We start from the raw sequence: 26379 nt of genomic DNA, 5'->3' as shown, positions 1-26379 counted from the left end.
ACTGAAAACACGAAGCTGGGGCAGTACACGATTTCCGTGTACTGCCCCAGCTGTCGTTTCAGGTCAGTTGGCGCTCAGTGCCGGTTACGCGCTGACGAGATGGCGATGAAAGTGATCGCTGCGTCGGTGTGCCTGGCTGAGATTTCTGATTTCACGCAGCCAGAAGTGAGACGCCAGTGCGTTATTGCTTCCGTAGCCGGTGCCGGACGTGTCTTCGTCGATCAGGGCGACAAGCGCCTTGATCAGGCTGGTGACCTTGAGGTTGTTGGTCTGAGAATGTCGGACCAGCAGGTCGGCAGCTTCGTCGGTGCTGCAACGGTAGAGGGTGCAGACGATTTCGAGTGCACGCTGGCGGGTCCGGCCCGAAGTTGTCGGGATCCGTAGACCGTTTGTCGTGTTGTCGGGGTGAATCATGGTGTTGATCAAGGTATTCCTTTGAACCACGCAGGTTTTGGACCTGAGCGGTGTGTAGCGCATGTTGATACTGGTGCAGTCGGTACGCGATTGGCGGCGGACTCCGTCGGAGCCTTCGGCCTGGTCAACAATCTGCGGGACTGATGAAAGTGCGTAGTGATCAAAGGCGCGGATTTGCACCGAACTGGAAGTCTGCCCCTGGAACGAATATTGGAACTGTCGTTCCGGGCGAAGCGACCGGCTGCCTGACTGACGGCTGCCCTTTGATAACCCCACCGTACGTCATGGAGTCGGTTTCAGCTAATCCTTTTGCAGGCGATCGTGCTCACAGTAGGCGGTTTTACCTGCTCAAGAAGTGTTTACGTGATCGATTATTGCTTGCTTGGTGGTAGCCCAGGCGGTGCTCGTCGGGTTTCCGAAGTCGCCGTGGCCGACGCCGGACAGTTCGATCAGATCGGCCACGTCGCCTGCTGCTCGTGCGGCACGGGCATAGCGCCGGCTTTGTTCGATCGACACGACCTTGTCGCCGAGTCCGTGGATCGCCGTGACGGGAAGGCGGATGGGGAGGTGGTCGATCGGTGATGCGATGCGGTAACGGTCAGGGTGATCGACGGGCATGCCGCCCAGAAGATTTCGAACAAATCGATCTTTGCCCACGGTTGCGGCGAGTGTCATGTCGAAGACGCCGGCCATGATCGTCGCCGAACGAATCGGCACGGTGAGTTCAGGCGCGGGAGCATCTGTGTCCTGTTGTGGTCGCGACGCGACCCACGCCGCCAGTTGTCCGCCCGCGGAGTATCCGGCGATGTGCACGCGGCTCAAATCCAGTCGCCCGGAGGCCTTTTCCTGAACGATGCCGGCAAGCGCATTGGTCGCCGCAACGGTATCGGAGAGTGTCGTAGGCCAACCACCCTGCCCGCCTATGCGTCTGTATTCGATGTTCCAGACCGCAATTCCGTAGGGGGTCAGCGTTTTTGCCCACGCACCCGCGTACTCGAGATTGCTCTTCTGCGCCCAGCCGCCGCCGTGGATCAATACGACGACAGGCAGGTCGCCGTCCGATCCGGCCGGAAGATACAGATCGCCGAAAGTATCTGCGGCAGCGGCGTAAGCGATGCGTACCGGAGGGACATCGCGGTCGAGACCGGAGGCGCTGGCGACCGAGATCACGAGCGTGAAGATGCAGACGAGCGCTACGGCGAGGTACCTGGCCAAGCGGTCGCGGGAGCGGTGCGCGATGGCTTGATTCCTCTCGGTCTGCGACGGACGATTGTCAGGAAATCAGTCTATCGGTGCCGAGTGCACCCACCGCCGACGCTGCCTGTTCTTCCGGAAAAAGTTGACGGCGGTGATCGGGGGATCGGAGATCAGTAGAGCGGGCTCGTCACTGTCCTGGGCGACCAAGATGCTTCCGGGAATTGACAGACCGAGATCGAGCGCCGCTCGTGCAGCGGCCGGAATTGACGCCCTCGAACGACGCCAGGTCGTCGGTGGCTCGGGGCAACACGCCGGGGGTGTGGCACCACGCGAGGTAAGCGATCGTCGTTGCGCGCATCGATGTTTTCACTGAACGAGTAACCGCAACGTACTGAATCTGTTTGCTGTGCAACTGTCGAGCTTCACTGCGGAGACCAACTGACGGCGCGATCAGCGGTAGAGTTTCTTGCCCCGCAGGTGATGGCAGAGAGAAATATCAATACGTACGTATGCATGAAGATGCAGAGTCGACTTGACCAGGGTTTTTGAAACCAAACTACCGAGTCTTCGGAGTTCAGTTGGATGGCGGGAAGCTGCCGAATTTCGGCAGTCAGCCGAGGATCTCCACGATCAAATCGGCACGTGATCTTCCGGCCGCGATCATGTCGGCGTTCGGTTGATCGACCTGTTTCACCCACTCGGCAGCCGCTTCGGGACTCTTTCCGAAGCGGCTGTGGCGTTTCACCAATCGTTCCGTGCGTGTTGCCTCCGGAACGTCGAGATACCAGACCTCGTCGAGTGCCGAACGCACTTCAGGCCACTCACCGGTCGGTAGAAGGAGGTAGTTCCCTTCGGTGACGATTAACGGTGTATGTGGTTCGACGGCGGTTGCGCTGCCGATTGATTGGTCGATCTCGCGATCGAAGACGGGTGTGTAAACGGTGGATTCCGAGACTTGGAGTCGGCGTAGTAGAGCCGCGTATCCGCCGGCGTCGAACGTGTCCGGAGCGCCTTTGCGATCACGCCTGCCCAGCTTGTCGAGTTCCCGATTGGCCAGATGAAAACCGTCCATCTCGACGATGGCGCAACGAGAACCCAGTTTCCGGGCAATAGCCTGTGATGCCGTCGATTTTCCGGCTCCCGGCGCCCCCGTGATGCCGAGGATGTGCCGGCGGTTGTCAGTGATCAGGGAATCAGCGCGTGAGGCAAGTTGATCGAGCGTCAGTGCGACGGTCGGCGGAGTGGTCTCCACGCGAAGCTCCATCCTGTATGCGGGTCGGGTTCCCCGAGCGTACGCGCGGAGCCGAGACCTATTGACAGTCTAAATGGACTGTGAAACTGTGAGCCATGCCACTTGAAAAGCTGGAGGTGTGACCGTGACTCTGCGTGACGCGCAGCGCGAAGCGACGCGCCACCGGATTCTCGATGCGGCAACGGATTTACTGATAGCGGACGGGTATTCGTCGTTGACGACGCAGTCGGTTCAAACGGCTGCCGGAGTCAGTCGTGGCGCTCTCCTGCACCACTTTCCGAATATGCAGGAACTCACTGCGGCGTTGGTATCGAACATCGTCGTGCGGAACGAGGCGGCGGTGAGGTCGGCGATGTCTCGACAGGACCCGTCGGTGGATACGATCGAGAACTCGATCTCCGCTCTGTATTCGGCGTTGACTCAGCCGCCGTTCCAAGCGGAACTCGAACTGTGGTCGGCGGCTCGGACGGATCCGGTTTTGGCGGGCGTTCTCCGCGAGTCGGAGCGCATCGCTGGGCGGGATTTGCAGCGAGTTGTCCACGACGCATTCGGGCCTGAAATTGTTGCTTCCGAGAACTATTCGCAAATTGCAGATTTAACCGTGCTGATGCTCCGTGGTTTGGCGTTGTCCCGGGCTGTGCACAAGAGCGATGCCTCCGCGCGTCGTTCGATCAGTCAATGGGCGGGCGTCGTTCGCCTGCTGCTCACTCAGAACTAGCGCAACTCGTTTCGTTCGAGGTGTGCTCGATCGACAGGACCGATGATGACAGATTTTGCGACCCTGAAATACGAGACCTCTGGTGGTAAGGCGTACATCACCCTCAACCGCCCCGATCGGCTCAACGCAATCGATGATCGGATGCCGTCGGACATCCGAAATGCAGTTGCGGCGGCCAACGACGACGACGACGTTCGCGTGATCATCTTGCAAGGCGCAGGCAGGGCGTTTTGCGCCGGGTACGACCTCAAGAAGTTCGCCGAAGGAGATCTCGACGGAAAGTGGAATCAAGGCCCGGTGTGGGACCCCATCAAGGACTTTCGGGGTATGAAGCAGAACACCGACGACTTCTTCACCCTCTGGCGATCGCTCAAGCCGACCATCTGCAAAGTTCAGGGTCATGCGGTCGCAGGTGGAAGCGACATTGCACTGTCCTGCGACATGCTGATCATGGCTGACGACGCCCGCATCGGATACCCGCCTGCTCGCGTCTGGGGTTGCCCGACCACCGCTATGTGGGTGTACCGCCTCGGGGCCCAACGTGCCAAGCGAATGTTGTTGACGGGAGACACTATTGACGGTGTCACCGCCGCCGATTGGGGATTGGCACTCGAATCGGTGCCCGCCGACGAACTGGACGCTGCGGTGGAGGCCTTGGCGGATCGCATCGCCGGTGTCCCGCTCAATCAATTGGCAATGCAAAAGATGATGATCAATCAGGCGTACGACAACATGGGGTTGCAGGGCACCCAGGTGCTGGCAACCCTGTTCGACGGAATTACGCGTCACTCTCCGGAAGGGCGCTGGTTCAAGGATTTTGCCGAACGCGACGGCTTCCATGCCGCGGTGCAGTACCGCGATTCCGGCCGCAAGATTCCAGACGGAGGCGGGCCGCTCCCCGAATCCGACACCCCTCCTCGATAGAAAGTGGATGTGAGATGAGCAGTGTTCTCGAAACGTCGTACTTCCCCGCCGACGAGTCGGACCCGATAGTGGAACAAACGGTCGGCGGGCTGCTCCGAGAGTGCGCCGCGGACTCGCCGAACCTGATTGCAATCCGAGAAGTGGTTCCGACGCAATCGCATTCGTTGTCCGGTGCCTCCGAGACGGATCGCACCTGGACCTTTGCGGAACTCCTGGGTGAAGCGGAGGGGTGCGCGCACTACCTCTTGTCGCAGTTCGACCGCGGCGACCGGATAACGGTCTGGGCTCCGAACATTCCGGAGTGGATGATTCTGCAGTACGGCGCCGCGCTCGCCGGAATGGTTCTGGTGACTGCCAATCCGGCGTTGGGCGCCGAGGAGTTGGCGTACGTCTTGTCGCAGTCCCAGTCCCGCGGGTTGTTCCACACCGGAAAGTTTCGCGGCGGTGACATGGCGGCGGTGGCATCCGAGGCGATTTCGATTGCGGGAGCAGAAGTTCTGGCAGTGAACTTCGAGGATTGGGATCGTCAGGTTCGAGGTTGGGCGGGCGAACGGGGCGCACTGCCCGAAGTCTCTCCTGACGACAATGCGCAGATCCAGTACACGTCGGGAACCACCGGAGTTCCCAAAGGTGCGCTGCTGCATCACCGAGGACTGGTCAACAATGCCGATTTCGTCAGTCGGAGAGGTCAATTCCCCGAAAGGGGGTCGGTGGTGTCGGCGATGCCGCTCTTCCACACCGCTGGGTGCGGCATCCTGGTCCTCGGCGCCGCACAGCGAAGAATGTCCATCGGTCTGATCCAGTATTTCGACCCGACTGCGGTTCTCGAAGCGGCGGAACGCTTTCGCGCGGATGTGGTCAGTGGAGTTCCGACGATGCTGATCGCGATGATCAACGACGCCAGCTTCGCGAGCCGCGATTTCTCGACCTGTTCGGTGGTCGTGTCGGGTGGGTCGTCGGTCCCGCCCGAACTCGTGAGCACGGTGGAGTCGGCCTTCGGTGCTGGGTTCAGCATCGTCTACGGACAAACCGAGGCGAGCCCCGTGATCACGCAGACCAGCCCCGCCGACACCCCCGAAGACAAATCGGAGACGGTCGGTCTCGCGTTGCCGCAGGTCGAGGTGAAGATTTCCGACGTGGTGACCGGGGACAGCGTGCCACTCGGCGAACAAGGTGAGATCTGCGCGCGCGGGTACCTCGTCATGACCGAATACTTCCGCAACCCGGAGGCTTCGGCCGCCACCGTGGACAAGGACGGTTGGTTACATACCGGCGACTTGGGGACGATGGATCAGCGTGGATACGTCCGGGTGACCGGCCGGCTCAAGGACATGATCATCCGCGGCGGGGAGAACATCTATCCGCGAGAGGTCGAGTCCGTGATCTTCACACATCCGAAGATCCTCGATGTGGCGGTCGTGGGTGTGCCTGACGAGGTATGGGGCGAGCGGGTGGTTGCCGTCATCAGGTGGAAAGACGAGTCCGACCAGCCGACCGCAGCCGAACTGGTCGAGTTCTGCACCGAGCGACTGGCACGCCACAAAGCACCCAAGGAGTGGCTCAGTGCAGAAGCATTTCCTCTGACCGGCTCGGGCAAGATTCAGAAATATCGAATTGCAAGCCTGGTCGGCGAGGGCGCCTACGGCGTCGTCAGCTGACCCGAGCGCGTAGCACGTCGGAGCGATTCTGTCTGGGTTATCCCCGTAAATCGCTCCGATGTGCCCTGTTTATCCTGGTGGCGTGAGTTCATCTTTCGGTGAGACCGGACACAAAGCCACCTCCAGCCGCATCCGCGCCACAGCCTTTGCGTCGAAGGTGGTGGCCGCGTCCGACGCTGTGAAGTTCATTCACCCCGGCGACACGGTCGCGATCAGCGGTTTCGCAAGCGCCGGTACTCCCAAGGTGATCATTCCGGCACTGGCCGAGCGCATTCACCACACCCGCGGCAACGGATCGAACTTCACGATCAATCTCCTGACCGGTGCTTCGGTGTCCACCGAGACCGAAAGGCTGCTCGCCGAGGTCGACGGAATCGCGCTGCGTATGCCGTATCAGTCCGAGGCCACCGCGCGTCGCCGCATCAACGACGGTCGCATGGACTACGTCGACATCCATCTCTCCCACGTTGCTCAGCAGGTGTGGGAGGGCTACTACGGCAACGTCGACGTCGCGGTCGTCGAAGTCGCCGGTATCACCGAATCAGGTGAACTGATTCCCTCCGCGTCGATCGGCAACAACAAGACGTGGCTCGACGTCGCAGACAAGGTCATTCTCGAAGTCAACTCCTGGGTGCCCGAGGCGATGGAAGGCATCCACGACGTCTACTACGGCACCGCGTTGCCGCCGCATCGCAAGCCTCTCGAGATCACCCGCGTCGAAGACCGGATCGGCCAGACGAGATTCCGAGTGGATCCCGCGAAGGTTGTGGCCGTTGTCGAGACCGACTGCCGAGACAGCGCGAGCCCTCTCACTGCACCCGACGCCGTCAGTGAGGCGATCGCCGGCCACGTCCTGGAATTCTTCGACTTCGAGGTGCGCGCCGGACGGATGCCGGCGGATACCTTGCTTCCGCTGCAGGCAGGCATCGGCAATGTTGCCAACGCGGTGCTCGGCGGTCTCGATCGGGGGCCGTACCGCGGCCTGACCTGCTACTCCGAGGTCATCCAGGACGGGATGCTCAAGCTGATCAAGGACGGAACCGTCGCGCATGCGTCGTCGACGGCTTTGGCGCTCACCGACGAGGGCATCGAAGAACTGACCGCGAACATCGACTTCTACCGCAACCACATCACGCTCCGTCCGCAGGAAATCAGCAACCACCCAGAGGTGGTGCGCAGACTCGGAATCATCGCCATGAACGGCATGCTCGAGGCCGACATCTACGGCAACGTGAACTCGACGCACGTCATGGGGACGAAGATCATGAACGGAATCGGCGGCTCGGGAGACTTCGCTCGTAACGGCTACGTGTCCATGTTCCTGAGCCCGTCGACGGCCTGCGGGGGTGAGATCTCGGCGATCGTTCCGATGGTTCCGCACGTCGACCACACCGAGCACGACACTCAGGTGTTGGTCACCGAGCAGGGGTTGGCCGATCTGCGCGGTCTGTCTCCGCGGCGACGCGCGCGCCTGATCGTCGACAACTGTGCTCACCCGGAGTTCCGGCCACTGCTCCGCGATTACATCGCTCGCGCCGACGCTCAGCCGGGCGCGGGGCAGACGCCGCACATCCTGGGCGAGGCATTCTCGTTCCATCAGCGGTACATCGACACGGGTTCGATGCGCCTTTCCTGACGCCGGGCAATTCCGCTGACAGTGAGAGAATGCGAGGGTGAGCCGAACCGGGGTAACTGACGACGCCATACGCCGTGTCGCCGCGGCGGGGGCGGACGACGCTGGTGGCCTACCCGTCGAACTGCTGGGTGATTTCCTGGAAGTGCTCAGTGTCGCCGTATGCGAGGGGAAACCGCTGCAGCGACGTCAGCTGCACCGTTTCCGCGCCCGCGGTGAAGAAGCGGCGCAGCAGGGTGTGGCCCTGCGAGCCCTGCTCGATCTGTATCTCTCCTCGGCTTGGCGCCTGTGGCGTGAGCTTCCCGCTGTTGTTGCGGCACAATCGGATCCGACTGCCGTAGTCGCCGCCGGTGAAGTCATGCTGCGCGCCGTCGACGATGCCGTGGCCGAATTGGCCGAAGGATTTCAGTTGGCGAGGCGATCGCTGGTTCGTTCGCAGGTATCGGCACGCCGCGAGTTCGTCGACGACTTGTTGACCGGCGGCGCTGACGTCGTCGGATTATTGGGTCGTGCTTCAGGATTCGGTCTCCACCTCAGTGGTCCGCATGCCGTGGCGGTAGTGAACGCTGCCCGCGAGTTCACCGACGACAACCCTTTGGTGCGGGCTGTCGAACGTGCCGTTCTGGGCAGCAAGGGTGACGCCGACGCGTTGGTTGCCAGCAAGAGCGGCAAACTGGTCGTCGTTTTCGCGGCGCCGGACCGCGATGCCGTCGACCACGTGCTGGCCGGCATTCGGTCGGCTCTCGGACCAGGACCAGGCCCCGTAACCGATAACGACGGGCGAGTGCAGTTGCAGCGACGCGTATTGGACGGCACTTGGCAGATCGCGGTCGGGCGCCCGCGCGCCACCGCTTCGGGTGTGGTGGCGTCGTACCGGGAGGCACTCGACGCACTCGACCTGGCGCAGCGACTGTCGTTGAACGCGCCGATCATCGACGCTCGCGATCTGCTGGTCTACCGAGTCCTGGTCAACGACAGACCAGCGGTCACCGACCTGATCCAGACGCTTCTCACACCGCTGCTCGAGGCGCGCGGCGGCGCTGGGCCGATGATCGACACACTGCTTGCGTACTTCTCCGCCGGCGGCAACACGGCGAAGACCGCCCGAGACCTACATCTGTCTGTCCGCGCGGTGACGTACCGGTTGGACCGTATCCGTGAACTCACCGGCCAGAACGTCAACGACCCCAACGACAGCTTCGCGCTGCACGCCGCTGTACTGGGCGCGAAGCTGCTCGATTGGCCTGCTTCCGAGCTGACCTGATCAGCTTGCGCGGGCACGCTCCTCGTAGGAAGCGCGCGCTGCGATGTCGACGTCGCCGAGAAACTGCGTTTCGACGCCGAACAGGCGGCTCAATGCCTCGTACGGTCGACGGGGGAAGAACCCTTGTGCCTGGACGAGTAGTCCGGACGCTCGCGTAATGCGCACGCGTGGTCGAGGTTTGGTGATCAATCCGACGATGGCTTCGGCGATCTCTTCCGGCTGAACCTCGCGGAATCCCTTCATTCCCGAAGTGCCTGAGGTGAGTTGGGTGTTGGTGAGCGTCGGCAATACGGACGAGACGTGCACTCCGGTGCCACGAACTTCCTTGCGGACCGAATCGGTGAATCCCAAGACTGCATGCTTGGCGCCGCAGTAGGTCGACAAACCAGGGCAGGGGAGTTCGCCGGCAAGCGAAGCGATATTGATGACGTGTCCGCGCCCCCGCGGCAGCATCCGCCGCAATGCGAGCTTGGTTCCCGTAATCACGCCGAGGACGTCGATCTCGATGATGCGCCTGGTCACGGTGTCGTCCTCGTCGACGATCCGGCCGACCGGCATGATGCCCGCATTGTTGACCAGTACGTCGATCGGGCCGAGTTCACCTTCGACGGTGTCGAGGAAGTCGAAGAACGATGCGGGATCGGTGACGTCGAGGCGGCTGAACGTGCGGATGCCCAGATCCTGCGCCGCCTGCATCAAAGTGTCTTCGTCGATGTCGCCGATCGCGACCGTCGCACCGAGGCTGATGAGCCGCTTCGCGGTGGCGTATCCGATGCCTCGGGCGCCGCCGGTGATGACCACTACCTGACCGTCGAAAGGCTTGTTCATTTGCTCCAGCGTCTCCAAAGATAGGGGATGGGGTTGCAGTGAGATGAATCTGCAGTGAGATGTGATTGTGGACCAGCCGAAACCGGGTTACTAGGCCTTGGTGGCCGAACCCAAACGCCAGGTTTGTGACAAAGTCACAATTAGGGCCACGAATCGGGGAGGCGGATATGGACACATCGGAGTTGGACGGCTGGATTGCAAATCTCGCACCCATCTATCTCCAGCCGGAGGTGATCGACGGTTTTGTCCAACGCATCGACGACGCCATTGCCCTGGCCAATCCGGAAGTCGCAGCGGACAGGGAGCTGCGACGCGATGTGGATGCAAGCACCGCGGCGCAGCTCCGCGTCATCGTGGCCGCGATCGCGGGCGGTTCCCAGGAGGTCACGCCGCCGGCGGAGTCGGTTGCGCTTGCGCTCACCGTTGCCAGGCGCGGAATGGATCTTCGAGTCCTGCTCAAGATCTACGGCGCCGGACGCCTCGCGATGCTGGGCTTCGTCGACGAGTCGATCGAGGCACTGCCGATCGGTCCGGAACTCAAACGCGCACTTCTCGTTCGGGTGTGGGGTTCGGCGATGCGATGGCTGGAGGTGACCACCGAATTGTTGGTGGCCACTTACGCGAAGGAGCGGGAGAATTTGGCGCGCGGCGCTTTTGCGCGTCGCTCCGAGACGGTGCACGCGCTTGTGGCCGGCGAAGCTCTTCACTCCGAAGAGGTTTCGCAGATTCTCGACTACCCGATGCGGCGCCATCACACTGCGTTTGTTCTCTGGACGGATGACACCGACCCGGCTGCAGACGTATTGGCCCGATTGGACTCGTATGCGCGTTCCTTGGTGGACGAGTCGAACGGCGAGCGTGTGCTGACGCTACCTTCGGGTGCGCGCGAGGTGTGGTCGTGGGTCGCGCATTTCGACCACCTGGAGTGGGCGTCGCTCGATCATGCTCGGAATGCGGATCTTCGTGTCGCAGTGGGGGCCAGCGGTTACGGAATGGAGGGATTCGCTCGCAGTCATCGCGAGGCGCTCGCCGCGCAGCGCGTCGCAGTCCGGTCGACGGGTTCTTCGCCCGTCACCGTCTACGAGGACGTTCAGGTTCCCTGTCTGCTTACCGAAGATCTGGGGGAACTGCGTGCGTTGGTGGCTCGGGAACTGAAGGGCCTGGCCGGCGCGGACGGTGTCACGACGCGTCTTCGTGACACCGTCCGGGTCTACTACGAGAACAATTGCACCGCGGCCGCTACGGCCGCGGCGCTCGGCCTGCACAAGAACACTGTGCGGTACCGACTCGATCAGGCCGAAACGCTACTAGGTCGCAGCGTCGACGATCGACGCCTGCCGACGGAGTTGGCTCTCATCGCTCTGGAGAGCTACGGGGTCAGCATCTTGCCGGCCGAGTGATTCGCTACTGCAGGTCGTCGAGACCGGGGAGCGAGTAGCCGGAGTTGTCATCCCAATCGGCAGGGGTGTCGTCGAGTGAAACGTCCCAGTCGGCGTCCGGCACTGCTCTGCGCAGCTCGGTCAGAGCGCTGAACCAGTAGACGAGCGAAGGGATTACCTCGGTCGGATCGCTCGAGATCTTGGTGGAACCGTTGAGCAAGGTGTTGGGAATATCCGACGGGTAGAGGTCCAGGACCTCGTAGTCGAACGGAAATTCGTCGTTGTGGACGGCGATGAGTCGGTCGACTTCGGCCTTCTCGTCATCGGTCAGCGGTGTGGTGCGGACGGCGGAGTAGTACAACGAGGTGCTCATGCCTGCCAGGCTAGAACAAGATGCCTTCCAACAGCGGTTTCGGACGCAACACCCTCAAGTTGCATGGTCTCGGCAACTTCAAGTGTAAAAGTCGTCGATATTTCGACAGGGATGGATAGAAGTCGGCAAGGAACACTGGAGGAGACGGCGAGACGGCCGTCCGAACTCAGTGAAGGAGCTCCCCGTGACCGCAGTCATCAGTGCCATTCGGGTAGGTGGTCAGCGATGAACGTTCCCATGTGGGCGTGGGCCGCGTTCGCCGCAGTCATCGTCGTCATGTTGCTCATCGACCTGCTCGCCCACCGCGGCGCGCACGTCATCGGCTTCAAGGAAGCGGCCTGGTGGAGTGCACTCTGGGTCGGTTTGTCTCTCGTGTTCGCGGTGGTTGTCACCCTGACCTTGGGGGTGAACTCGGGCGTCGAATTCACCACGGCCTGGCTGTTGGAGAAGAGCCTCTCCGTCGACAACCTCTTCGTGTTCGCCCTGATCTTCGGTTACTTCAAGGTGCCCCGTGAGTATCAGCACCGCGTGTTGTTCTTCGGTGTCATCGGCGCCCTGATCTTCCGCGGAATTTTCCTCGCCGCCGGCGTTGCCGTGGTCAGCAAGTTCACGGCCGTGCTGTTCGTCTTCGCCGCCATCCTGCTCTACAGCGCGTACAAGCTGCTCAAGGATGACGACGAGAGCTTCGATCCGGGAACCTCGCTGGCAGTTCGCCTGCTGCGCAAGATCATGCCGGTCCGTGAGGAATATGCCGGAACCAAGTTCTTCGTCAAGGAAGCCGGAAAGCGCGTCGCAACACCGCTGTTCGCCGTTGTCGTCGCCATCGAAGCCGCCGACCTCGTGTTCGCAGTCGACAGCGTCCCGGCAGTGCTGGCAGTGAGTGACGATCCGTTCATCGTGTACTCCAGCAACGCGTTTGCGATCTTGGGACTGCGTGCCCTGTACTTCCTGCTCTCGGGTCTGCTCGAGAAGTTCCACTACCTGTCCAAGGGTCTGTCGATCATCCTCGCCTTCATCGGCGTGAAGCTGATCATGCAGGCCAGCCACAAGGTGATCAGCACGTCGATCCCCGAGATTCCCTCACTGGTCAGCCTCGCGGTGATCATCGTGGTGTTGGCAGGCTCGATCATCCTGAGCCTCAAGAAACCGCTACCGGAAGCGCCTGACGCCGAGGAGGTTGCGCCCGGTGACACTCCGGTCGAGCTCGAGAAAGCAGGCAGTGAAGCCGAGATAGAGGCTTCGGGCATCGAGCTCGCGACCGGCGATCGTGATGACGATGACAAGGTGGATGCTCGCAGTAGGAGCTGACACCTGATCGGCTGAACCGAATCGAAAAGGGAGACCACACAACGAGGTGTGGTCTCCCTTCTCGTTGCTCACGACTCTCGCTACAAAACAGACCACTGATCGGGAAGGTGTGTTCTCACTCGGCCGTGGGCGATCTACCTTGGCGAATGCCCGACGTCCGAGATCAGGAGTGCCCATGACAATTCACGCGGAAGTCGTCACAATGCTGGCCACGCTCAACGCAGCATTCCCGGACGTCACCAGCTTCGACCCGTCGGAGTTACGTGCTCTGCTTCGGAATCGACGAGCCCCGCTGGAGCGGCTTCCCGATATGCGTGCGGTCGAAGATCTCGCAATCGACGGTCCCGGGGGAGATCTGTCGATCCGCGTCTACCGCCCGCACACTTCCTCCGACGCCATTCCGCTGGTCGTCTTCGCTCACGGCGGAGGCTTCGTGTTCTGCGACCTGGACAGCCATGACGAATTCTGCCGGTCCATGGCGGAAGGTGTCGGCGCCGTTGTGGTCTCCGTCGATTATCGTCTGGCCCCTGAACATCCCGCCCCGGCAGCACATGACGACGTCTATGCCGCAGTAGAGTGGGCAGCGAAGCACGCGGCAGAGTACGGCGCAGACCCGAGCAGGATCGTGCTTGCCGGCGACAGCGCGGGTGGCAATCTTGCTGCGACAGTTGCTATCGCCGCCCGCGATCGTGGAGGTCCGGAGGTTGCGGCGCAAGTTCTCATCTATCCCGTGATCGACGACGATTTCGACACCGAGTCCTACCGTCTCTACGGCACCGACCACTACAACACGACCACGGCCATGAAGTGGTACTGGGACCAATATGCACCCGAGTGCCGAGATGACGTGCGGGTGATACCTACTCGGGCAGAATCGTTCACCGATCTTCCAGCGGCCGTCATCGTGACAGCCGAGCTGGATCCGCCGTGCTCGTCCGGCGACGAATACGCGAAACTGCTTGCCACCGCCGGCGTCCCCGTGCAGCATCATCGCTTCGACGGGTTATTTCACGGGTTCCTCACTATTCCGTCGTTGTCGCTCACGGAACCGGCACGACAGAAAGTTTGGGCGATGATCCGCGAGGCGTCAGCCGTCACTCGATAGGAGCTCTTCGCTCAATTCGCCGAAGGTATGACAGATTCTGTCCCGCACAATGACTTCGGTGCATTCGGGGTCGAACCATCGATCAACGACGCCCCAATGGATCGGATGGTCGAGGTATTGGGTCTGCAGTGACACGAGATCGGTGAACTCCTGCTCCCACACATGGGTCCACGGTGCTTCGTCACATGCAGATGTCGCGCAGGTCGCCGCACTCACTCGACTGAGCCGCCAGGCAGCGATCGAGGAGATATGCCCTGGCATCTTCAGCAAGTCACTTTCGAAGCGTTCGATTGCGTCCTCGGAGGTATGGGGTGCAACGCGAATCAGCAGCGCTCGGTACACCCCGTTCTTGCCGGTGGCGCCCGAGCGGCCCTCGGTGCCCGAAACGTACTCGGCGCCGTGAAAGTGCTCGATGGCGCCGTGGTGAAGTCCGGCGTCAACGGCACCGCGAGCGGCCTGCCACGCCGCTTCGTCCTCGAACTGGAGATGCATGATCAGATCTCCGCCGTTGATGACGCCGGGCAGTGTGGCGGTGACGAGATGGCGAACTGATCCCGACGATTCGGCCACTGCTGCAATGGTGTTCATCGCATCGACCCAGTTGGCCGAGTCCGTGCTGTCGGCTGCAAACACCACCCTCGTGACGTTATACATCGGCCAGTCCCTCGACGTCATCGGCGGTGGCAGCCATGGTGCGGCTTCGTTCCGCAATGAGTGGAGCCATTGCGTCCCACCATTGCCTCAGAGTGCCGTCACCGCGGCTCGAACGAGTCATCGCCCACCAACCGGCGGTCCCTTCGACGGTCCACGTGATCGTGACGATGCTGGACTCGTCCTCGGCCCACAGCGGCGGACTGACAAGAATATTGTCGAGAGTCAGGTTGCGGCGACTGGCATTCGGCAGGTAGCCGGCGCGAAATTCGTCGACAAACTTCTGCCCGCATCCGGGATTCGTGACTATCCGGTCGATCACGTAGAGCGTCTCACCTGGCATCTGCGCAGGCTACGGTGCGCTTAACCCCCTGCGGTACTTCCGATCTCACGCAGCGGGAGGTTGTTCCGAGGGGGCTGGGGAACGTGCCGGGCGCAGACCCAGCCATCCGACCAAACCGACGAGGGCGAAGGCCACAGCGGCGGTGACGAACGTGACGGTGAAGGCGGATTCGCTGGGCAGAGCGGCGACGCCCTCGGGCAGATTCGCGATGGTCATCGAGGCGAGAATCGTGGTTACCACTGCACTGCCCATGGCGCTGCCGGTGGAACGCGAGATCGAGTTGATGCCGTTGGCTATTCCACTCTGGCGATGCGGAACGCTCGACATGATGATCGCGGGCATGGCCGCGTAACCCAGGCTGACGGCGGTGCCGATCACGATGCCGGCCCCGATGACCGATGCGGTGTGCGTGTGGTCGTATGCGAGCCAGGCGAACGGCACCGCACCACAGATCGCGGTGAGTCCCAGGACGAAGCGTGGCCCGCGCACTCTGATGAGGCGCCCGCCGATCGGCGCTGCGATCAGCGAGGCAATCGCTCCCGGCAGTAGGAATTCTACCGACGCACGCAGAATGCTGGCGTCGAATCCGTACCCCGTGAGGGCGTGGGGAAGTTGGACGAGATAGGAGATGCCCAGGAAGTTGGCGAACATTCCGAAGCCCAGCATGACCCCCGCCAGGTTCGCCATCATCACGGGCCGGTGGACGAACATCCGCATGTCGACCAGTGGTTCGTCTACGATCTTCTCGATCCAGACCCAGACTGCGAACATCACGATCGACCCCAGGAAAACACCGATGGTCAAGGGCGAGAACCAACCCCATTGGTGGCCTTGCGAAATCGACAACAGGAGCAGAAGGAGTGCAGCGCCCAGGCTCAGCGCACCGATGACGTCGACGCGTCCACCGCTCTTGTGTTTAGTTGCCGGCACCAGCGTGATGACGGCGACGAGGGCAAGCAACGCGAACCCGGTGGCCATCCAGAAGGCGTTGCGGTAGTCGGCATCCGGCGCCGATGTGAGAAGTCCGGTGGCTACGAGGGCGAGTCCGCTGCCGAATGCGAGAGTTCCGCTGACCAATGCCATCGCGCCGGGAAGCTTGTGTGGGCGAACCTCTTCGCGCAGGACCGACAGAGCCAGCGGGAAGATGGCGGTGGCAGTTCCCTGGAGGACGCGTCCGAGAATGAGAAGTGGCAGATTGTGTGCCAACGCGGCGACGATCGAACCGATGACCATCACGATCAGAACGCCGACCAGCGTGCGCTTCTTGCCGTGCTGATCGCCGTAGCGGCCCAACAGGGGAGTGAAGACGGCGGCCGAGAGCAACGTCGCCGTCGTCACCCAGCTGATTCCAGCCGCGGATGCGCCCAGATCGGACTGAATGCGTCCCAAGATCGGAACGGGCAGCGTCTGCATCATGGAGACGATCATCGCGGCCAGGCTGAGGGCCCCGATGATGACGGCCTCGCGGCGCGGTGATGTTACGACGGATACATCCGGGGTGTCGCAAACCGTTGGCTGCGCAGCACTGTCGGTGGTCACTGAATTCGTCAAGTGGGTCCTTCTCGGGAATTACAAGAGAAAATGCTTAATGTGGCGAAGTAATTTTCTCTGGATCGTAAGTCCGCGAGATCGATCCCGTCAATGCTGGTCAGTGAGTCCCTGGGTCGCGCCTGGTATTTATCGGTCTAGCTCGGTGTTTGACGGACTAGAAGGGGTAGATCGGGAGTGTGCTCTGGGCCGTCACCCACTGCGTTTCGGTGAAGGCGTCGAGGTTTGCGCCGATACCGCCGACGCGACCACCGTTACCCGAAGATGCCATGCCGCCGAACGGGATGACGGCTTCGTCGCCGACCGTCTGATCGTTGATGTGTACGAGGCCGGTGGGGATCTGTTGGGCGAGTTCGAGTCCGCGCATGGCGTCGGAGGTCAGAATGCCCAGCGACAATCCGTATTCGGAATCGTTGGCGATGGCGACGGCTTGTTCGACGGTGGCAAAGGAGGTCACCGGTGCGACCGGCCCGAAGACCTCGTCGGCGAAGGCCGGGGCGGTCAGTGGGGTGTCAGCCAGCACGGTGGGCCGGTAGAAGAGATCCTCGTAGGTGCCACCGGCAGCCAGTTTTGCTCCGGCCGCGATGCTTCCGGTGACCAGGGAGTGGATGTGGTCGCGTTGTTTGGCGTCGATGATGGGACCGAGTGCGACCTGACCGGTGAACGGGTCGCCTACCGGAAGCTTGTCGGCGCGTTCGGCAAGGAGTGCGGTGTAGTCGGCAGCGATACTTTCGTGGACCAGTTGACGGCCGGTGGTCATGCAGATCTGCCCCTGGTGCATGAATGAGCCGAAAGCGCCGACAGATGCGGCTTTTTCGAGGTCGACGTCGTCCATGACGATCAGCGCGTTGTTGCCGCCGAGTTCGAGATGCGCTCGTTTGAGGTGGCGGCCCGCCAGTTCGCCGACAGCCCGTCCCGCCCGGGTCGACCCGGTGAATGCGATGACGCGAACGCTCGGATGAACCACGATTGCCTCACCGGCGTCAGCGCCGCCCGGCAGCATGCTGAACACGCCGGCAGGCAAGCCGGCCTCTTCGAAGATGCGAGCGAGAACCACACCGCCACAGATCGCCGTGCGCGGGTCAGGCTTGAGGATCACCGAATTACCCAGTGCCAGTGCGGGAGCGACTGCACGAATCGACAGGATGATCGGAAAGTTGAAAGGTGCGATGACGCCGACGGTTCCGACGGGTACGCGACGAGAGAAGCTCAGTCGAGGTTGCTCCGAGCGCAGTACTTCACCCACGGGGTGTGCGGCCAGGGCTGCGGCGTTGTAGCACTCCTCGGCAGCGGTATGGGTTTCCAGTCCGGCCTTGGCCGGGATGCTGCCGGCTTCCCGGATCACCCATTCCCCGATTTCGTCGGCGTACTGCTCGAACAATTGACCGGCGCGGCGCAGAACGGCGGCGCGTTCGGTGTAGGGTCGTGCTGCCCAATCCTTCTGAGCTGCAGTAGCTTTTGTCGCAGCGGCTGCCACGTCGTCTGGTGTTGCCATGCCCACCGTCGTCAACTGCTTGCCCGTGGCCGGTTCGACGACAATCCGATCTTCGGCGTTACCGCGGATCCATTCACCGTCGAAGATCTTCGATTCCCACACAGGTTCACTCAACAAACTCGACATGGCCGCTCCTCGAGAAAGGGATGCGACTGCGCGCCGCATCACATGGTTGCCCACTACGTTGCTCTGCGAGGAGGTCGATCGCCATCGCACTTTCATTCAGTGAAAGACGGGTTCATTGCGTCCTTGAGTGCTTGGATCAGATCGGCGAACTCGGTGGAGTAGGTGATGCCGCTGCGGGTCACCCCGGACACCGGAATTCGCAAGCGGCCATGCGATTCTCGCATGAAGCTGATTCCAGCACGTGGAGATTCGCCGGCGGTGATCGAATACAGCAGGGTCCAGGCTCGAGGGTTGGTGATCACGTCCAGCGTGGCGGTGTGGTCGCTCGGAATTGCGGGGCCCAGTTGTACGCGTCGATCTATTTCGCGAAACGCGTCCTCGACCACCTTGTGGATGAGCACCTGGCTTTGGCGTGGCGGCAAGAGCAGGGGATATGCGGCCAGATCGTTGAGATCGACGCTTTGCTGGCCGGCCAGGGGGTGCCGGCTCGACATGACGACCAAGAGGTCCTCGACGCCGAGGTCCAGGGGCTCGAGCCCGGGGCGGTCGACGCCGCCGCGAATCAGTGCGATGTCCGCATCGCCGGAGGCCACGGCGTCCATGCGGTGGGCAAAACTCTTGATGACGAACTCGACGTCCAGGTCGGGGTGAAGTTCGCGTACGTGTGCGATGGCGTCCAGCGTCTGAGCGGCAAAGCTCATGTTTCCGGTGATCCGGATCCGGGCTCTCGGGTCGCGCGCGACTGAGTACGCCATCGTCTCGAGGCTGAGGACTTGCTGCGCGATGGGCACCAGTCGCGATCCTGCCGGGGCCAGCCGAACAGCTCGGGTCGAGCGTTCGAAGAGCGTCGCGCCCAGTTCCTTCTCCAGTCGCGCGACCTGGTGGCTGATCGCCGACTGCGAGATGAAGCAGCGCTCCGCAGCTCGACTGAAGCTCAGTTCCTCGCTCACGACGAGGAAGTACTTGAGTTGGCGGAAGTCCATGAGGACAGCTTACTTATGAGCGATCGAGATAACAGTCTTGCGAATACTCCAGCTAGCTGGACCGGACCCATGATCAGTCCATACCGTAATAGTCATACTTTCAATTTGGTTGAGGAGATTTGTTGTGGATAGAACAGCTGCGGGTCGCGCAGACATCGACGCGACTGGACACGAGCAGACTCAGGTAGTGATCGTCGGTTCGGGATTCGGAGCCCTCGCCGCGGCCAAGACCCTCGCGAAGTCCAAGACGCCGTTCGTCCTCATCTCCGCCACCACCGAGCACCTCTTCCAGCCGCTGCTCTACCAGGTGGCGACGGGTGTTCTGTCGGCGGGTGAGGTTGCTCCGCCCATCCGCACGATCCTGCAGAAGTACCCCAACGCCGACGTGCGCCTCGGCCGCGTCGTCGAGGTCAACGCAGAAGAGAACACCGTCGTCTACGAAGCCTCGGGTACCCGCCATACGCTCGGGTACCGCTCGCTCATCGCAGCCACCGGTGCCACGCAGGCGTACTTCGGTCATGACGAGTTCGAGAAGGTCACCTACAAGCTCAAGACCGTCGAGGATGCCGAGGTGCTGCGCAAGCAGATCCTGCGCTGCTTCGAAGAAGCCCACACCACCAACGACGCGCTGGTTCGCCGCAACCTGCTCAGCTTTGTTGTCGTGGGTGCAGGCGCGACCGGCGTCGAGCTCGCCGGACAGATCAAGGAACTGGCGCGTCGCTACTTTGCGAAGGCCATCAACAACATCAGTGCCGACGAGGTCACCGTCACCATGGTCGAAGGCGCCGGTGTAGCGCTTCCGGCCTTCGGCGGCAAGCTCAGTGAGTACACGCAGGCCTCGCTCGAGAAGTCGGGTGTCGAGGTGGTCCTCAACACCATGGTCACCGCCATCGACGAGCACGGTGTCACCGTCTCTTCGGCAAAGACCAAGGAAGAGAAGCGCATCGACGCCGAGACCGTCATCTGGTCGGCCGGTGTACGCGCGAACGACTTCGCTGCAGTGCTCGGAGAGGCAACCGGTTGTGAGAGTGACCGCGCAGGTCGTCTGCTCATCAATCCGGACTTGACCGTCGGCGGGTTTGCCAACGTCTTTGCCATCGGCGACATGACTTCGCTGAACGGTCTGCCGGGTCAGTCGCCCGTTGCAATGCAGGGTGGCCGTCACGCCGCGAAGACTGTGAACGGAAAGGTCAAGGCCGGAACGCCTTTCAAATACTTCGACAAGGGCAGCATGTCGATCATCAGCCGATTCAGCGCTGTGTGTCGCGTCCGCAAGGTCGAGTTCAAGGGCACGATCGCCTGGTTCATGTGGCTGGCCGTGCACGTGATGTACCTGGTGGGCTTCCGCAATCGGTACGTCGCTGTGATGTCGTGGTTCGGTTCGTTCATCGGCCACCGTCGTCCGCACTTCCATTACGCGCAGGAGCCGATGAAGATCGAGGCCGCGCCGCCGGTGACCGAACGCGAACCGGAATTGGCGCACTCCGCGTAGCTCTGCACCGTCTGAACACGTTTCGCCTGATGCCAGTCACACGGCTTAGTGAGTCACACTGTGTGAATGGCATCAGGCGACCGTTCGTTGATCGGCCGGGCATTTATCGTGCTCGGTGCCTTCGATGCGACGTCTCCTCGGTTGACTCAATCGGAGATCAGTCGCCGCACCGATCTGCCTCTGCCCACCGTCCATCGACTGTGTGGGCAATTGGTCGCTGCCGGCGCCCTCGAGCGTCGGAGCGACGGCAAATACCAGGTCGGGGTCCGGTTGTGGGAGATCGGCGCTCTCGCTCCCGGGGCGCACGGTCTGAGACAGGTGGCGTTGCCGTTCCTCGAGGACCTTTACGAGGTCACCCGGGAGAACGTGCAGTTGGTTGTCCGTGAGGGCACCGAGGCTCTGTACCTCGAGCGCTTGTCCTCGCGTGGCGCCGTCACCGTGGTCGGCCGCGCCGGCGGTAGGTTGCCGTTGCACGCGTCCAGCGGTGGATTGATTCTCCTGGCGCACGGCGGAACCGAGCTTCTCGACGACGTCCTCCGAGCCGGCCTCGAGGCGTTCACACCCAAAACCATTACGTCCGAGCGCATCTTGAGAGCAACTCTCGACGAGATCAGACGCACCGGATTCGTGGTGTGTCGTGAGTATCTGAACGTTGGAACTCTTGCCGTCGCCGCTCCGGTCCGCGAAGCCGGCGGCAATGTCGTCGCAGCGGTGTCGACAGTTGTTCCGGTGGAGCAGGATCCGGCTCCTTTACTGCCGGCCTTGGCCGCGGCTGCTCGCGGAATATCACGCGGGCTTGGTGGCGGCGGGTTTCGATAGCTCATTTTCGGTCTTTCACTGAGTGAAATTGCAGCTGTTCCGGGGAGCGGCCGTGGTTGAGGGTGGTCTCAATCGCCACTCACCTCAGGAGTTCTCTGTATGTCTTCGTTGCGCACCCAGGTCGGAATCGTCGGTGGTGGTCCCGCCGGGTTGATGCTCTCGCATCTCTTGTATCTGAGAGGAATCGATTCGATCGTCCTTGAATGCCGCACCCGTGAAGAGGTGGAAGGCACCATTCGTGCGGGTGTGCTCGAACAGAACACCGTTGATCTCATGGTTGAGACCGGACTCGGTGACCGACTGAAGCGAGAAGGTCTCGAACATCACGGAATCGAGTTGCGATTCGGTGGGCGAGGGCACCGCATCGCATTCGACGAACTGACCGGCGGGCGCGCAGTCACGGTGTACCCGCAGCACGAGGTGCTCAAGGACCTGATTGCGCGACGCCTCGCTGATGGCGGGGACATTCGATTCGGAGTGACCGACGCGCGAGTACACGATCACGAATCAGGTCGCCCGAGTATTACTTTCGTCGACTCGGACGGAAGCGACCAGAAGCTCGAGTGCTTCCTGGTGGCCGGTTGCGACGGGTCACGAACCGAAACGCGAAAGCTGATTCCCGAACCGGCGATCCGCACGGATCATTTTCGGCAGTATCCCTTCGCATGGTTCGGCATCCTGGCCGAGGCGCCGCCGTCATCGGAAGAATTGATCTACGCCAACCACGAGCGTGGGTTTGCGCTGATCAGCACACGGACGCCCGAGGTGCAGCGTCATTATCTTCAGGTCGATCCGGACGACTCCGTGGACAACTGGTCCGACGATCGAATCTGGGACGAGCTGCACATGCGAGTCGACGGTGAGGGCGCAGAGATCAAGGACGGCAAGATCTTTCAGAAGTCGGTCCTTCAGTTCCGCAGTTTCGTCTGTGAGCCGATGCAGCACGGCAACCTGTTTCTTGCAGGGGATGCGGCGCACACCGTGCCGCCGACCGGCGCGAAGGGAATGAATCTCGCGATTGCCGACGTTTACGCTCTGGCAAAGGCAATGGACATTTTCTTCACCTCGTCCGACCGAAAGATGCTGGACGGGTACACCGAAACGGTGCTGCCGCGAGTGTGGCGGACGCAGCACTTTTCGTGGTGGATGTCGTCGATGCTCCATCGCTTGCCAGACGACAGCGGTTTCGGCCATCGTCGTCAGTTGGCCGAACTGGACATGGTCACGCGTTCGGTGGCCGGACGAACCTTGATTGCCGAGAACTATGTCGGAACGCCCTTGATCTAGAGAGTATTCGCAGATTTGCGGCGCGTAATCAGTGGAGCGGCGTGCCTTGATGGTGTACCAGTTGCCATCCGACCGGGGCGCGTCGCCACAGGGATGTGCGCCGCGCGCGACGCATCCCGCGAACCGAATCCCACTGCGTGAGGACGTATCCGTCGTCGATGATTCGACCGGTCATATTGTGGACTTCGATGGCGTCGCCGTCGATGGGTTCTTTCCGCAGCGATTCAACTGTCGACGGGAGGTCCCAGACGCTACCCGACGCGCCAATCTCGATGAAGTCTTCCGCAAGCAACGCGAGCACACGTGCGCTGTTGCGCCTGCATTCGACAGTTTGCAATTCCCGCTCCAGGGCGAGGACTTCCCCGACGTCGGTTCGTGGGGTCATGGATGCTCCTCAACGTACACATTATGGCGGGCCCGATGTTGATCATGATCATCCCAGAGGCGGGCGCCGCGCTTCCAACATCCGTTCTCGGAGACTGTCGTAGATGGGGGCCGACCCTGCCAAGGTAGCGACGAATACCGCTGCGGCCGTGGCCGCGAGCATCGGGACCAGCGTCGACGTCACCGCTGTCATCTCGATCACGATCACGATGCCGGTGAATGGTGCGCGTACTACGGCACCGAAGAACGCGGCCATGCCTACGGTGGCCATGGTGATCGTGAGTCCGGCGCCGACTCCGGGCACGAAGCTCGACAGTCCGGTGAAGATCGACCCCCAGAGTGCGCCGAGTGCGAGTAGGGGAGCGAAAAGTCCGCCGGGAGTTCCAGCGGCGTACGACAGTGGGCCCGTGAAGAACCGAACCACCAAGTACAGCAGCAGAATCGGCAGAACGAAGGTCCTGCCACCGACGATCATCTGTGCAAGGACGTCACCACCCCCACCGGCCAGTGGGTCGAGGAACAGCGTCAGGCCTATGACGGCGCCGATCATTGCGCCGATGACGGTCGGTGGGATCCTGTCGAGTCGTGCAACGATATCGAGTATTCCTAGAATCAAGCGGTTGTACGCGATACCCAGTAGCCCGGTGAGAATTCCGAAGACGACAAACAGCGGCAAGAGTGCGAGTTGAGGTGTCGGCACGGTGCCGACCTCGAAATCTGGTTGATCGCCGATGACAAGTCGCGCAGAGCCGACCGCGACCGAAACGCCGAAAAGCGTTGGCAGAACGGTGCGCAGCCGGAACGAGTGCGTCACCTCCTCGCAGACGAACAGTGCGCCGGCGATCGGCGCGTTGAACGCGACGGCGAGTCCTGCTCCGGCCGTGGATGTTTGCAGCATAGCGACGTCCGGTTCGGCAAGGCGGGCCCGCCGTCCCGCTTCTGCCCCGATCGCCGCACCCATATGTACGGTGGGGCCTTCACGGCCGAGAACCAGACCGGAGCCGATCGCCAAGAGCCCGCCGATGAATCTGGCAGGCACGAGATTGATTCCCGGCGGTCTAGCCTCACCGCGGGACACTGCCTCTACGTGCTGGATCCCGCTTCCCTGTGCGAGGGGTACTCGTCTGACGATCAGAACGGCAAGTACGGTGCACAAGGCCACCAGGACAACCGGCACGAGCCACCCGACATACGGAACGTGATGCGCCCAGTTCACGATCGTCTGACGAAGTTCGTCGGCCCGGATCAGGCACCATCGGAACGCGCCGCCGACAAATCCGACAACGACGCCGGCGACTGCAGCAAGTAGACACAGCAAGCCCAGTCCGCGGTTGGAGGCACGCGGTTCGGAGTCGACATCGTCCTCGGTCATCGTGATCAGCCCTACCTGATGGTCACAACTCTCGGCAGGTGAATTGAGCCTTCCTCACCTTGGACGGTAACCCATCCCGACACCGGAAAGTGTTTGTATCGACGGGTCACAATTCGGTGAGCAGACTGATTCCGAGAACTGTCATCATCACGGCGATCAGAGCGTCGAGAACCCGCCAGGCACTGGGTTTTGCAAAAAGCGGTGTCAGCAGACGTGCGCCGTAACCGAGGGCGCTGAACCAGACTGCACTTGCGGTGATGGCGCCAGCCGCAAACCACCACCGTCCGATCTCGCCGCGACCGTTGGCAATTGAACCCATCAGGACAACGGTGTCGAGATAGACGTGTGGATTCAGCCAGGTGAGTGCCAATGCCATCGTGACGGCGGTAAGCCTCGACCCGTTGCCATGCTGATCCGGTGCCAACGTCTGCGGTCGAAGTGCTCGTTTGGCAGCGAAGAGTGCATAGCTGAGTAGGAAAAGGGCACCGGCGATGCGAACGGCAGTGATCAGAGACGGTGCGTGTTCGAGGAGGGCCCCGATTCCGCTGATGCCTGCAAGGATCAGAACTGCGTCTGAGACGGTGCAGACTGCGACGATCGGGAGTACGTGCGAGCGCGTCAGGCCTTGGCGAAGGACGAATGCATTCTGTGCGCCGATTGCGACGATCAGAGAGAGTCCGACTCCGAAACCGACGAGGGCCGACGCAGGGTCGGTGGTGCTGAGCATGTTGTCGAGCCTGCCCCGCAGATGTTAATCAGTCCAGCTAATGATTCTTAGGATGCATCAGAGTAGCTTCAGATTATGTTGGACTTCGAGCAACTGAGGGCATTGCACGCTGCGGTCGACGAGGGAACCTTCGACGCGGCGGCGCGGAAGTTGCACATCACGCCGTCGGCGGTCAGCCAACGGATCAAAGCTCTCGAGACCGCGGTAGGCCGGATCCTGGTGCAGCGCACCAAACCCATCAGGGTTACCGATTCAGGACGGGAAGTCCTGCGTCTTGCCCGTCAGATAGATGCCCTTTCGCGCGATACCGTGCGAGAACTCGGCCTTGAAAACGGTTCGGGAACATTCGCCCGAGTCTCGATCGCGGTCAACGCAGATTCGCTGTCCACCTGGGTTCTGGGTGCTCTCGCGGAGTTCACGCACGAGGTCAGTTTCGACTTCCATCTCGACGACCAAGACCACACCACTGAGCTGTTGCGCGACGGTTCGGTTATGGCAGCTGTCACGTCGGTCGCGTCGCCGATTCAAGGTTGTTCTTCCAGTCGGCTCGGCATAATGCGGTATCGACCGATGGCGAGCGCGGAGTTCTGTCGTCGTTGGTTTGCGGATGGTGTTACGGCCGAGTCTCTTTCGGACGCGCCGTTAGTGGTGTTCAATCGGAAGGATCTCTTGCAGGATCGGTATCTCGATCAAAAAGTCGGCCATCCCGTCGATCCGCCCCGCCATCTTGTTCCTTCGTCGGCAGATTTTGCGGACGCGGTTCGGCGGGGATACGGCTGGGGGCTGATACCGGACCTGCAGCGTGGCGACGACGAGCATTCCGGGGCGCTGATCGAATTCGACCCGGACTTCGTGGACGACGTTCCGCTGTATTGGCAGCAGTGGAAACTGTCGTCGCCAGTCTTGCGTCGGATCTCCGAAGTGGTGACGCAGCGGGCTGACGAGGTGTTGCATCAGCCTTTGATCTGACGTGCGCAGCACATGCGGCGTTGTGCTCCGGGAACAAAGAACCTGGATAAGTTGATCTCCTGGGACCGTTTCTTCGACCACGGGACGCCGATAGTGTTTTGAGTCACACACGAATGAAAGGTGCTGACTC

The 26379-nt window shown here is 61.7% G+C and carries 25 protein-coding genes; 12 read left to right on the top strand and 13 right to left on the bottom strand.

Annotated features, from left to right (window positions below; genetic code table 11):
* Window positions 1–84: 84 nt before the first annotated feature.
* The 3 genes from R4P65_RS07980 to R4P65_RS07970 all read right to left on the bottom strand — a co-directional run bounded on the left by R4P65_RS07980 (window position 85) and on the right by R4P65_RS07970 (window position 2863).
* A complete protein-coding gene (locus tag R4P65_RS07980) occupies window positions 85–426 on the bottom strand; it encodes an antar domain protein (RefSeq protein WP_230816000.1) in 342 nt (113 codons plus the stop codon).
* 336 nt (window positions 427–762) lie between these two features.
* Window positions 763–1629 carry an alpha/beta hydrolase family protein gene (locus R4P65_RS07975; protein WP_317826095.1) on the bottom strand — a complete coding sequence of 289 codons (867 nt, stop codon included), beginning with the start codon at window positions 1627–1629 and terminating at the stop codon, window positions 763–765.
* Between the two features lie 592 nt (window positions 1630–2221).
* Complete coding sequence (locus tag R4P65_RS07970) at window positions 2222–2863, bottom strand: nucleoside/nucleotide kinase family protein (RefSeq protein WP_317826094.1); 642 nt, start codon at window positions 2861–2863, stop codon at window positions 2222–2224.
* A gap of 124 nt (window positions 2864–2987) precedes the next feature.
* Here R4P65_RS07970 and R4P65_RS07965 point away from each other — a divergent pair, with 124 nt between their 5' ends.
* The 5 genes from R4P65_RS07965 to R4P65_RS07945 all read left to right on the top strand — a co-directional run bounded on the left by R4P65_RS07965 (window position 2988) and on the right by R4P65_RS07945 (window position 9060).
* The gene (locus tag R4P65_RS07965; RefSeq protein WP_317826093.1) at window positions 2988–3581 is read left to right on the top strand and encodes a TetR/AcrR family transcriptional regulator; all 594 of its coding nucleotides are present in this window, start codon (window positions 2988–2990) and stop codon (window positions 3579–3581) included.
* A gap of 45 nt (window positions 3582–3626) precedes the next feature.
* Window positions 3627–4505 (top strand): crotonase/enoyl-CoA hydratase family protein, encoded by an 879-nt coding sequence (locus R4P65_RS07960; RefSeq protein WP_317826092.1) that lies wholly within the window; start codon window positions 3627–3629, stop codon window positions 4503–4505.
* Window positions 4506–4519: 14 nt separating this feature from the next.
* On the top strand, window positions 4520–6163 hold the full coding sequence (locus tag R4P65_RS07955) for an AMP-binding protein (protein WP_317826091.1): 1644 nt from the start codon (window positions 4520–4522) through the stop codon (window positions 6161–6163).
* An 82-nt stretch (window positions 6164–6245) separates the two neighbouring features.
* Window positions 6246–7799, top strand: coding sequence for an acetyl-CoA hydrolase/transferase family protein (locus R4P65_RS07950; protein WP_317826090.1), 1554 nt, complete (start codon window positions 6246–6248; stop codon window positions 7797–7799).
* 37 nt (window positions 7800–7836) lie between these two features.
* Window positions 7837–9060, top strand: a complete 1224-nt coding sequence (locus R4P65_RS07945; RefSeq protein ID WP_317826089.1) for a helix-turn-helix domain-containing protein — start codon at window positions 7837–7839, stop codon at window positions 9058–9060.
* Here R4P65_RS07945 and R4P65_RS07940 read toward each other — a convergent pair whose 3' ends face one another.
* A complete protein-coding gene (locus R4P65_RS07940) occupies window positions 9061–9888 on the bottom strand; it encodes an SDR family oxidoreductase (protein WP_317826088.1) in 828 nt (275 codons plus the stop codon). It abuts the gene before it with no gap.
* Window positions 9889–10055: 167 nt separating this feature from the next.
* On the opposite strand from R4P65_RS07940, the gene R4P65_RS07935 reads away from it, so the two are divergent.
* The gene (locus R4P65_RS07935; protein WP_230816008.1) at window positions 10056–11288 is read left to right on the top strand and encodes a PucR family transcriptional regulator; all 1233 of its coding nucleotides are present in this window, start codon (window positions 10056–10058) and stop codon (window positions 11286–11288) included.
* A 4-nt stretch (window positions 11289–11292) separates the two neighbouring features.
* On the opposite strand, the gene R4P65_RS07930 is transcribed toward R4P65_RS07935, so the two are convergent.
* Complete coding sequence (locus R4P65_RS07930) at window positions 11293–11640, bottom strand: hypothetical protein (protein ID WP_317826087.1); 348 nt, start codon at window positions 11638–11640, stop codon at window positions 11293–11295.
* Between the two features lie 225 nt (window positions 11641–11865).
* Between R4P65_RS07930 and R4P65_RS07925 the strand changes: the two genes are divergently transcribed.
* Both R4P65_RS07925 and R4P65_RS07920 read left to right on the top strand, forming a co-directional pair.
* On the top strand, window positions 11866–12948 hold the full coding sequence (locus R4P65_RS07925; RefSeq protein WP_230816010.1) for a TerC family protein: 1083 nt from the start codon (window positions 11866–11868) through the stop codon (window positions 12946–12948).
* Between the two features lie 175 nt (window positions 12949–13123).
* Window positions 13124–14053, top strand: coding sequence for an alpha/beta hydrolase (locus tag R4P65_RS07920; RefSeq protein ID WP_317826086.1), 930 nt, complete (start codon window positions 13124–13126; stop codon window positions 14051–14053).
* Here the strand turns inward: R4P65_RS07920 and R4P65_RS07915 are convergent.
* The 5 genes from R4P65_RS07915 to R4P65_RS07895 all read right to left on the bottom strand — a co-directional run bounded on the left by R4P65_RS07915 (window position 14036) and on the right by R4P65_RS07895 (window position 19199).
* Complete coding sequence (locus R4P65_RS07915) at window positions 14036–14707, bottom strand: Dabb family protein (RefSeq protein ID WP_317826085.1); 672 nt, start codon at window positions 14705–14707, stop codon at window positions 14036–14038. The two genes, R4P65_RS07920 and R4P65_RS07915, sit on opposite strands and share 18 nt — an antisense overlap.
* Window positions 14700–15047, bottom strand: coding sequence for a hypothetical protein (locus R4P65_RS07910; RefSeq protein WP_317826084.1), 348 nt, complete (start codon window positions 15045–15047; stop codon window positions 14700–14702). The genes R4P65_RS07915 and R4P65_RS07910 overlap by 8 nt, the downstream gene beginning before the upstream one ends.
* A 45-nt stretch (window positions 15048–15092) precedes the next feature.
* Window positions 15093–16598 (bottom strand): MFS transporter, encoded by a 1506-nt coding sequence (locus R4P65_RS07905; RefSeq protein ID WP_317826083.1) that lies wholly within the window; start codon window positions 16596–16598, stop codon window positions 15093–15095.
* 154 nt (window positions 16599–16752) lie between these two features.
* Window positions 16753–18216: a benzaldehyde dehydrogenase gene (locus R4P65_RS07900; protein WP_317826082.1), complete on the bottom strand. Its 1464-nt coding sequence runs from the start codon at window positions 18214–18216 to the stop codon at window positions 16753–16755.
* A gap of 92 nt (window positions 18217–18308) precedes the next feature.
* Window positions 18309–19199: a LysR family transcriptional regulator gene (locus tag R4P65_RS07895; protein ID WP_230816016.1), complete on the bottom strand. Its 891-nt coding sequence runs from the start codon at window positions 19197–19199 to the stop codon at window positions 18309–18311.
* A gap of 124 nt (window positions 19200–19323) precedes the next feature.
* Here R4P65_RS07895 and R4P65_RS07890 point away from each other — a divergent pair, with 124 nt between their 5' ends.
* The 3 genes from R4P65_RS07890 to R4P65_RS07880 all read left to right on the top strand — a co-directional run bounded on the left by R4P65_RS07890 (window position 19324) and on the right by R4P65_RS07880 (window position 22797).
* Window positions 19324–20691: an NAD(P)/FAD-dependent oxidoreductase gene (locus R4P65_RS07890; RefSeq protein ID WP_317826081.1), complete on the top strand. Its 1368-nt coding sequence runs from the start codon at window positions 19324–19326 to the stop codon at window positions 20689–20691.
* A 66-nt stretch (window positions 20692–20757) separates the two neighbouring features.
* Window positions 20758–21510 (top strand): IclR family transcriptional regulator, encoded by a 753-nt coding sequence (locus R4P65_RS07885; RefSeq protein ID WP_317826080.1) that lies wholly within the window; start codon window positions 20758–20760, stop codon window positions 21508–21510.
* Window positions 21511–21609: 99 nt separating this feature from the next.
* Entirely contained in the window at window positions 21610–22797 is a 1188-nt protein-coding gene (locus R4P65_RS07880; RefSeq protein WP_317826079.1) for a 4-hydroxybenzoate 3-monooxygenase, read from the top strand.
* 28 nt (window positions 22798–22825) lie between these two features.
* Here R4P65_RS07880 and R4P65_RS07875 read toward each other — a convergent pair whose 3' ends face one another.
* The 3 genes from R4P65_RS07875 to R4P65_RS07865 all read right to left on the bottom strand — a co-directional run bounded on the left by R4P65_RS07875 (window position 22826) and on the right by R4P65_RS07865 (window position 25280).
* Complete coding sequence (locus R4P65_RS07875; RefSeq protein ID WP_317826078.1) at window positions 22826–23182, bottom strand: DUF4440 domain-containing protein; 357 nt, start codon at window positions 23180–23182, stop codon at window positions 22826–22828.
* 48 nt (window positions 23183–23230) lie between these two features.
* Window positions 23231–24553 carry a ClC family H(+)/Cl(-) exchange transporter gene (locus R4P65_RS07870; protein ID WP_317826077.1) on the bottom strand — a complete coding sequence of 441 codons (1323 nt, stop codon included), beginning with the start codon at window positions 24551–24553 and terminating at the stop codon, window positions 23231–23233.
* Between the two features lie 106 nt (window positions 24554–24659).
* Window positions 24660–25280 (bottom strand): LysE/ArgO family amino acid transporter, encoded by a 621-nt coding sequence (locus R4P65_RS07865; protein WP_317826076.1) that lies wholly within the window; start codon window positions 25278–25280, stop codon window positions 24660–24662.
* 75 nt (window positions 25281–25355) lie between these two features.
* Between R4P65_RS07865 and R4P65_RS07860 the strand changes: the two genes are divergently transcribed.
* Window positions 25356–26249, top strand: coding sequence for a LysR family transcriptional regulator ArgP (locus tag R4P65_RS07860; protein WP_317826075.1), 894 nt, complete (start codon window positions 25356–25358; stop codon window positions 26247–26249).
* Window positions 26250–26379: the final 130 nt, after the last annotated feature.

Origin of the sequence: Rhodococcus sp. IEGM 1318, from assembly GCF_033142465.1 — a bacterium.
Taxonomy (GTDB): domain Bacteria; phylum Actinomycetota; class Actinomycetes; order Mycobacteriales; family Mycobacteriaceae; genus Rhodococcus_F; species Rhodococcus_F qingshengii_B.
This window is presented reverse-complemented; position numbering and strand designations above follow the sequence as displayed.

Bases quoted from the DNA above. Each gene is read 5' to 3' on its own strand.
- R4P65_RS07960 (WP_317826092.1), top strand. From the start codon at position 3,627: ATGACAGATTTTGCGACCCTGAAATACGAGACCTCTGGTGGTAAGGCG.
- R4P65_RS07955 (WP_317826091.1), top strand. From the start codon at position 4,520: ATGAGCAGTGTTCTCGAAACGTCGTACTTCCCCGCCGACGAGTCGGAC.
- R4P65_RS07940 (WP_317826088.1), bottom strand. From the start codon at position 9,888: ATGAACAAGCCTTTCGACGGTCAGGTAGTGGTCATCACCGGCGGCGCC.
- R4P65_RS07935 (WP_230816008.1), top strand. From the start codon at position 10,056: ATGGACACATCGGAGTTGGACGGCTGGATTGCAAATCTCGCACCCATC.
- R4P65_RS07930 (WP_317826087.1), bottom strand. From the start codon at position 11,640: ATGAGCACCTCGTTGTACTACTCCGCCGTCCGCACCACACCGCTGACC.
- R4P65_RS07925 (WP_230816010.1), top strand. From the start codon at position 11,866: ATGAACGTTCCCATGTGGGCGTGGGCCGCGTTCGCCGCAGTCATCGTC.
- R4P65_RS07920 (WP_317826086.1), top strand. From the start codon at position 13,124: ATGACAATTCACGCGGAAGTCGTCACAATGCTGGCCACGCTCAACGCA.
- R4P65_RS07915 (WP_317826085.1), bottom strand. From the start codon at position 14,707: ATGTATAACGTCACGAGGGTGGTGTTTGCAGCCGACAGCACGGACTCG.
- R4P65_RS07910 (WP_317826084.1), bottom strand. From the start codon at position 15,047: ATGCCAGGTGAGACGCTCTACGTGATCGACCGGATAGTCACGAATCCC.
- R4P65_RS07900 (WP_317826082.1), bottom strand. From the start codon at position 18,216: ATGTCGAGTTTGTTGAGTGAACCTGTGTGGGAATCGAAGATCTTCGAC.
- R4P65_RS07895 (WP_230816016.1), bottom strand. From the start codon at position 19,199: ATGGACTTCCGCCAACTCAAGTACTTCCTCGTCGTGAGCGAGGAACTG.
- R4P65_RS07885 (WP_317826080.1), top strand. From the start codon at position 20,758: ATGGCATCAGGCGACCGTTCGTTGATCGGCCGGGCATTTATCGTGCTC.
- R4P65_RS07880 (WP_317826079.1), top strand. From the start codon at position 21,610: ATGTCTTCGTTGCGCACCCAGGTCGGAATCGTCGGTGGTGGTCCCGCC.
- R4P65_RS07875 (WP_317826078.1), bottom strand. From the start codon at position 23,182: ATGACCCCACGAACCGACGTCGGGGAAGTCCTCGCCCTGGAGCGGGAA.
- R4P65_RS07870 (WP_317826077.1), bottom strand. From the start codon at position 24,553: ATGACCGAGGACGATGTCGACTCCGAACCGCGTGCCTCCAACCGCGGA.
- R4P65_RS07865 (WP_317826076.1), bottom strand. From the start codon at position 25,280: ATGCTCAGCACCACCGACCCTGCGTCGGCCCTCGTCGGTTTCGGAGTC.
- R4P65_RS07860 (WP_317826075.1), top strand. From the start codon at position 25,356: ATGTTGGACTTCGAGCAACTGAGGGCATTGCACGCTGCGGTCGACGAG.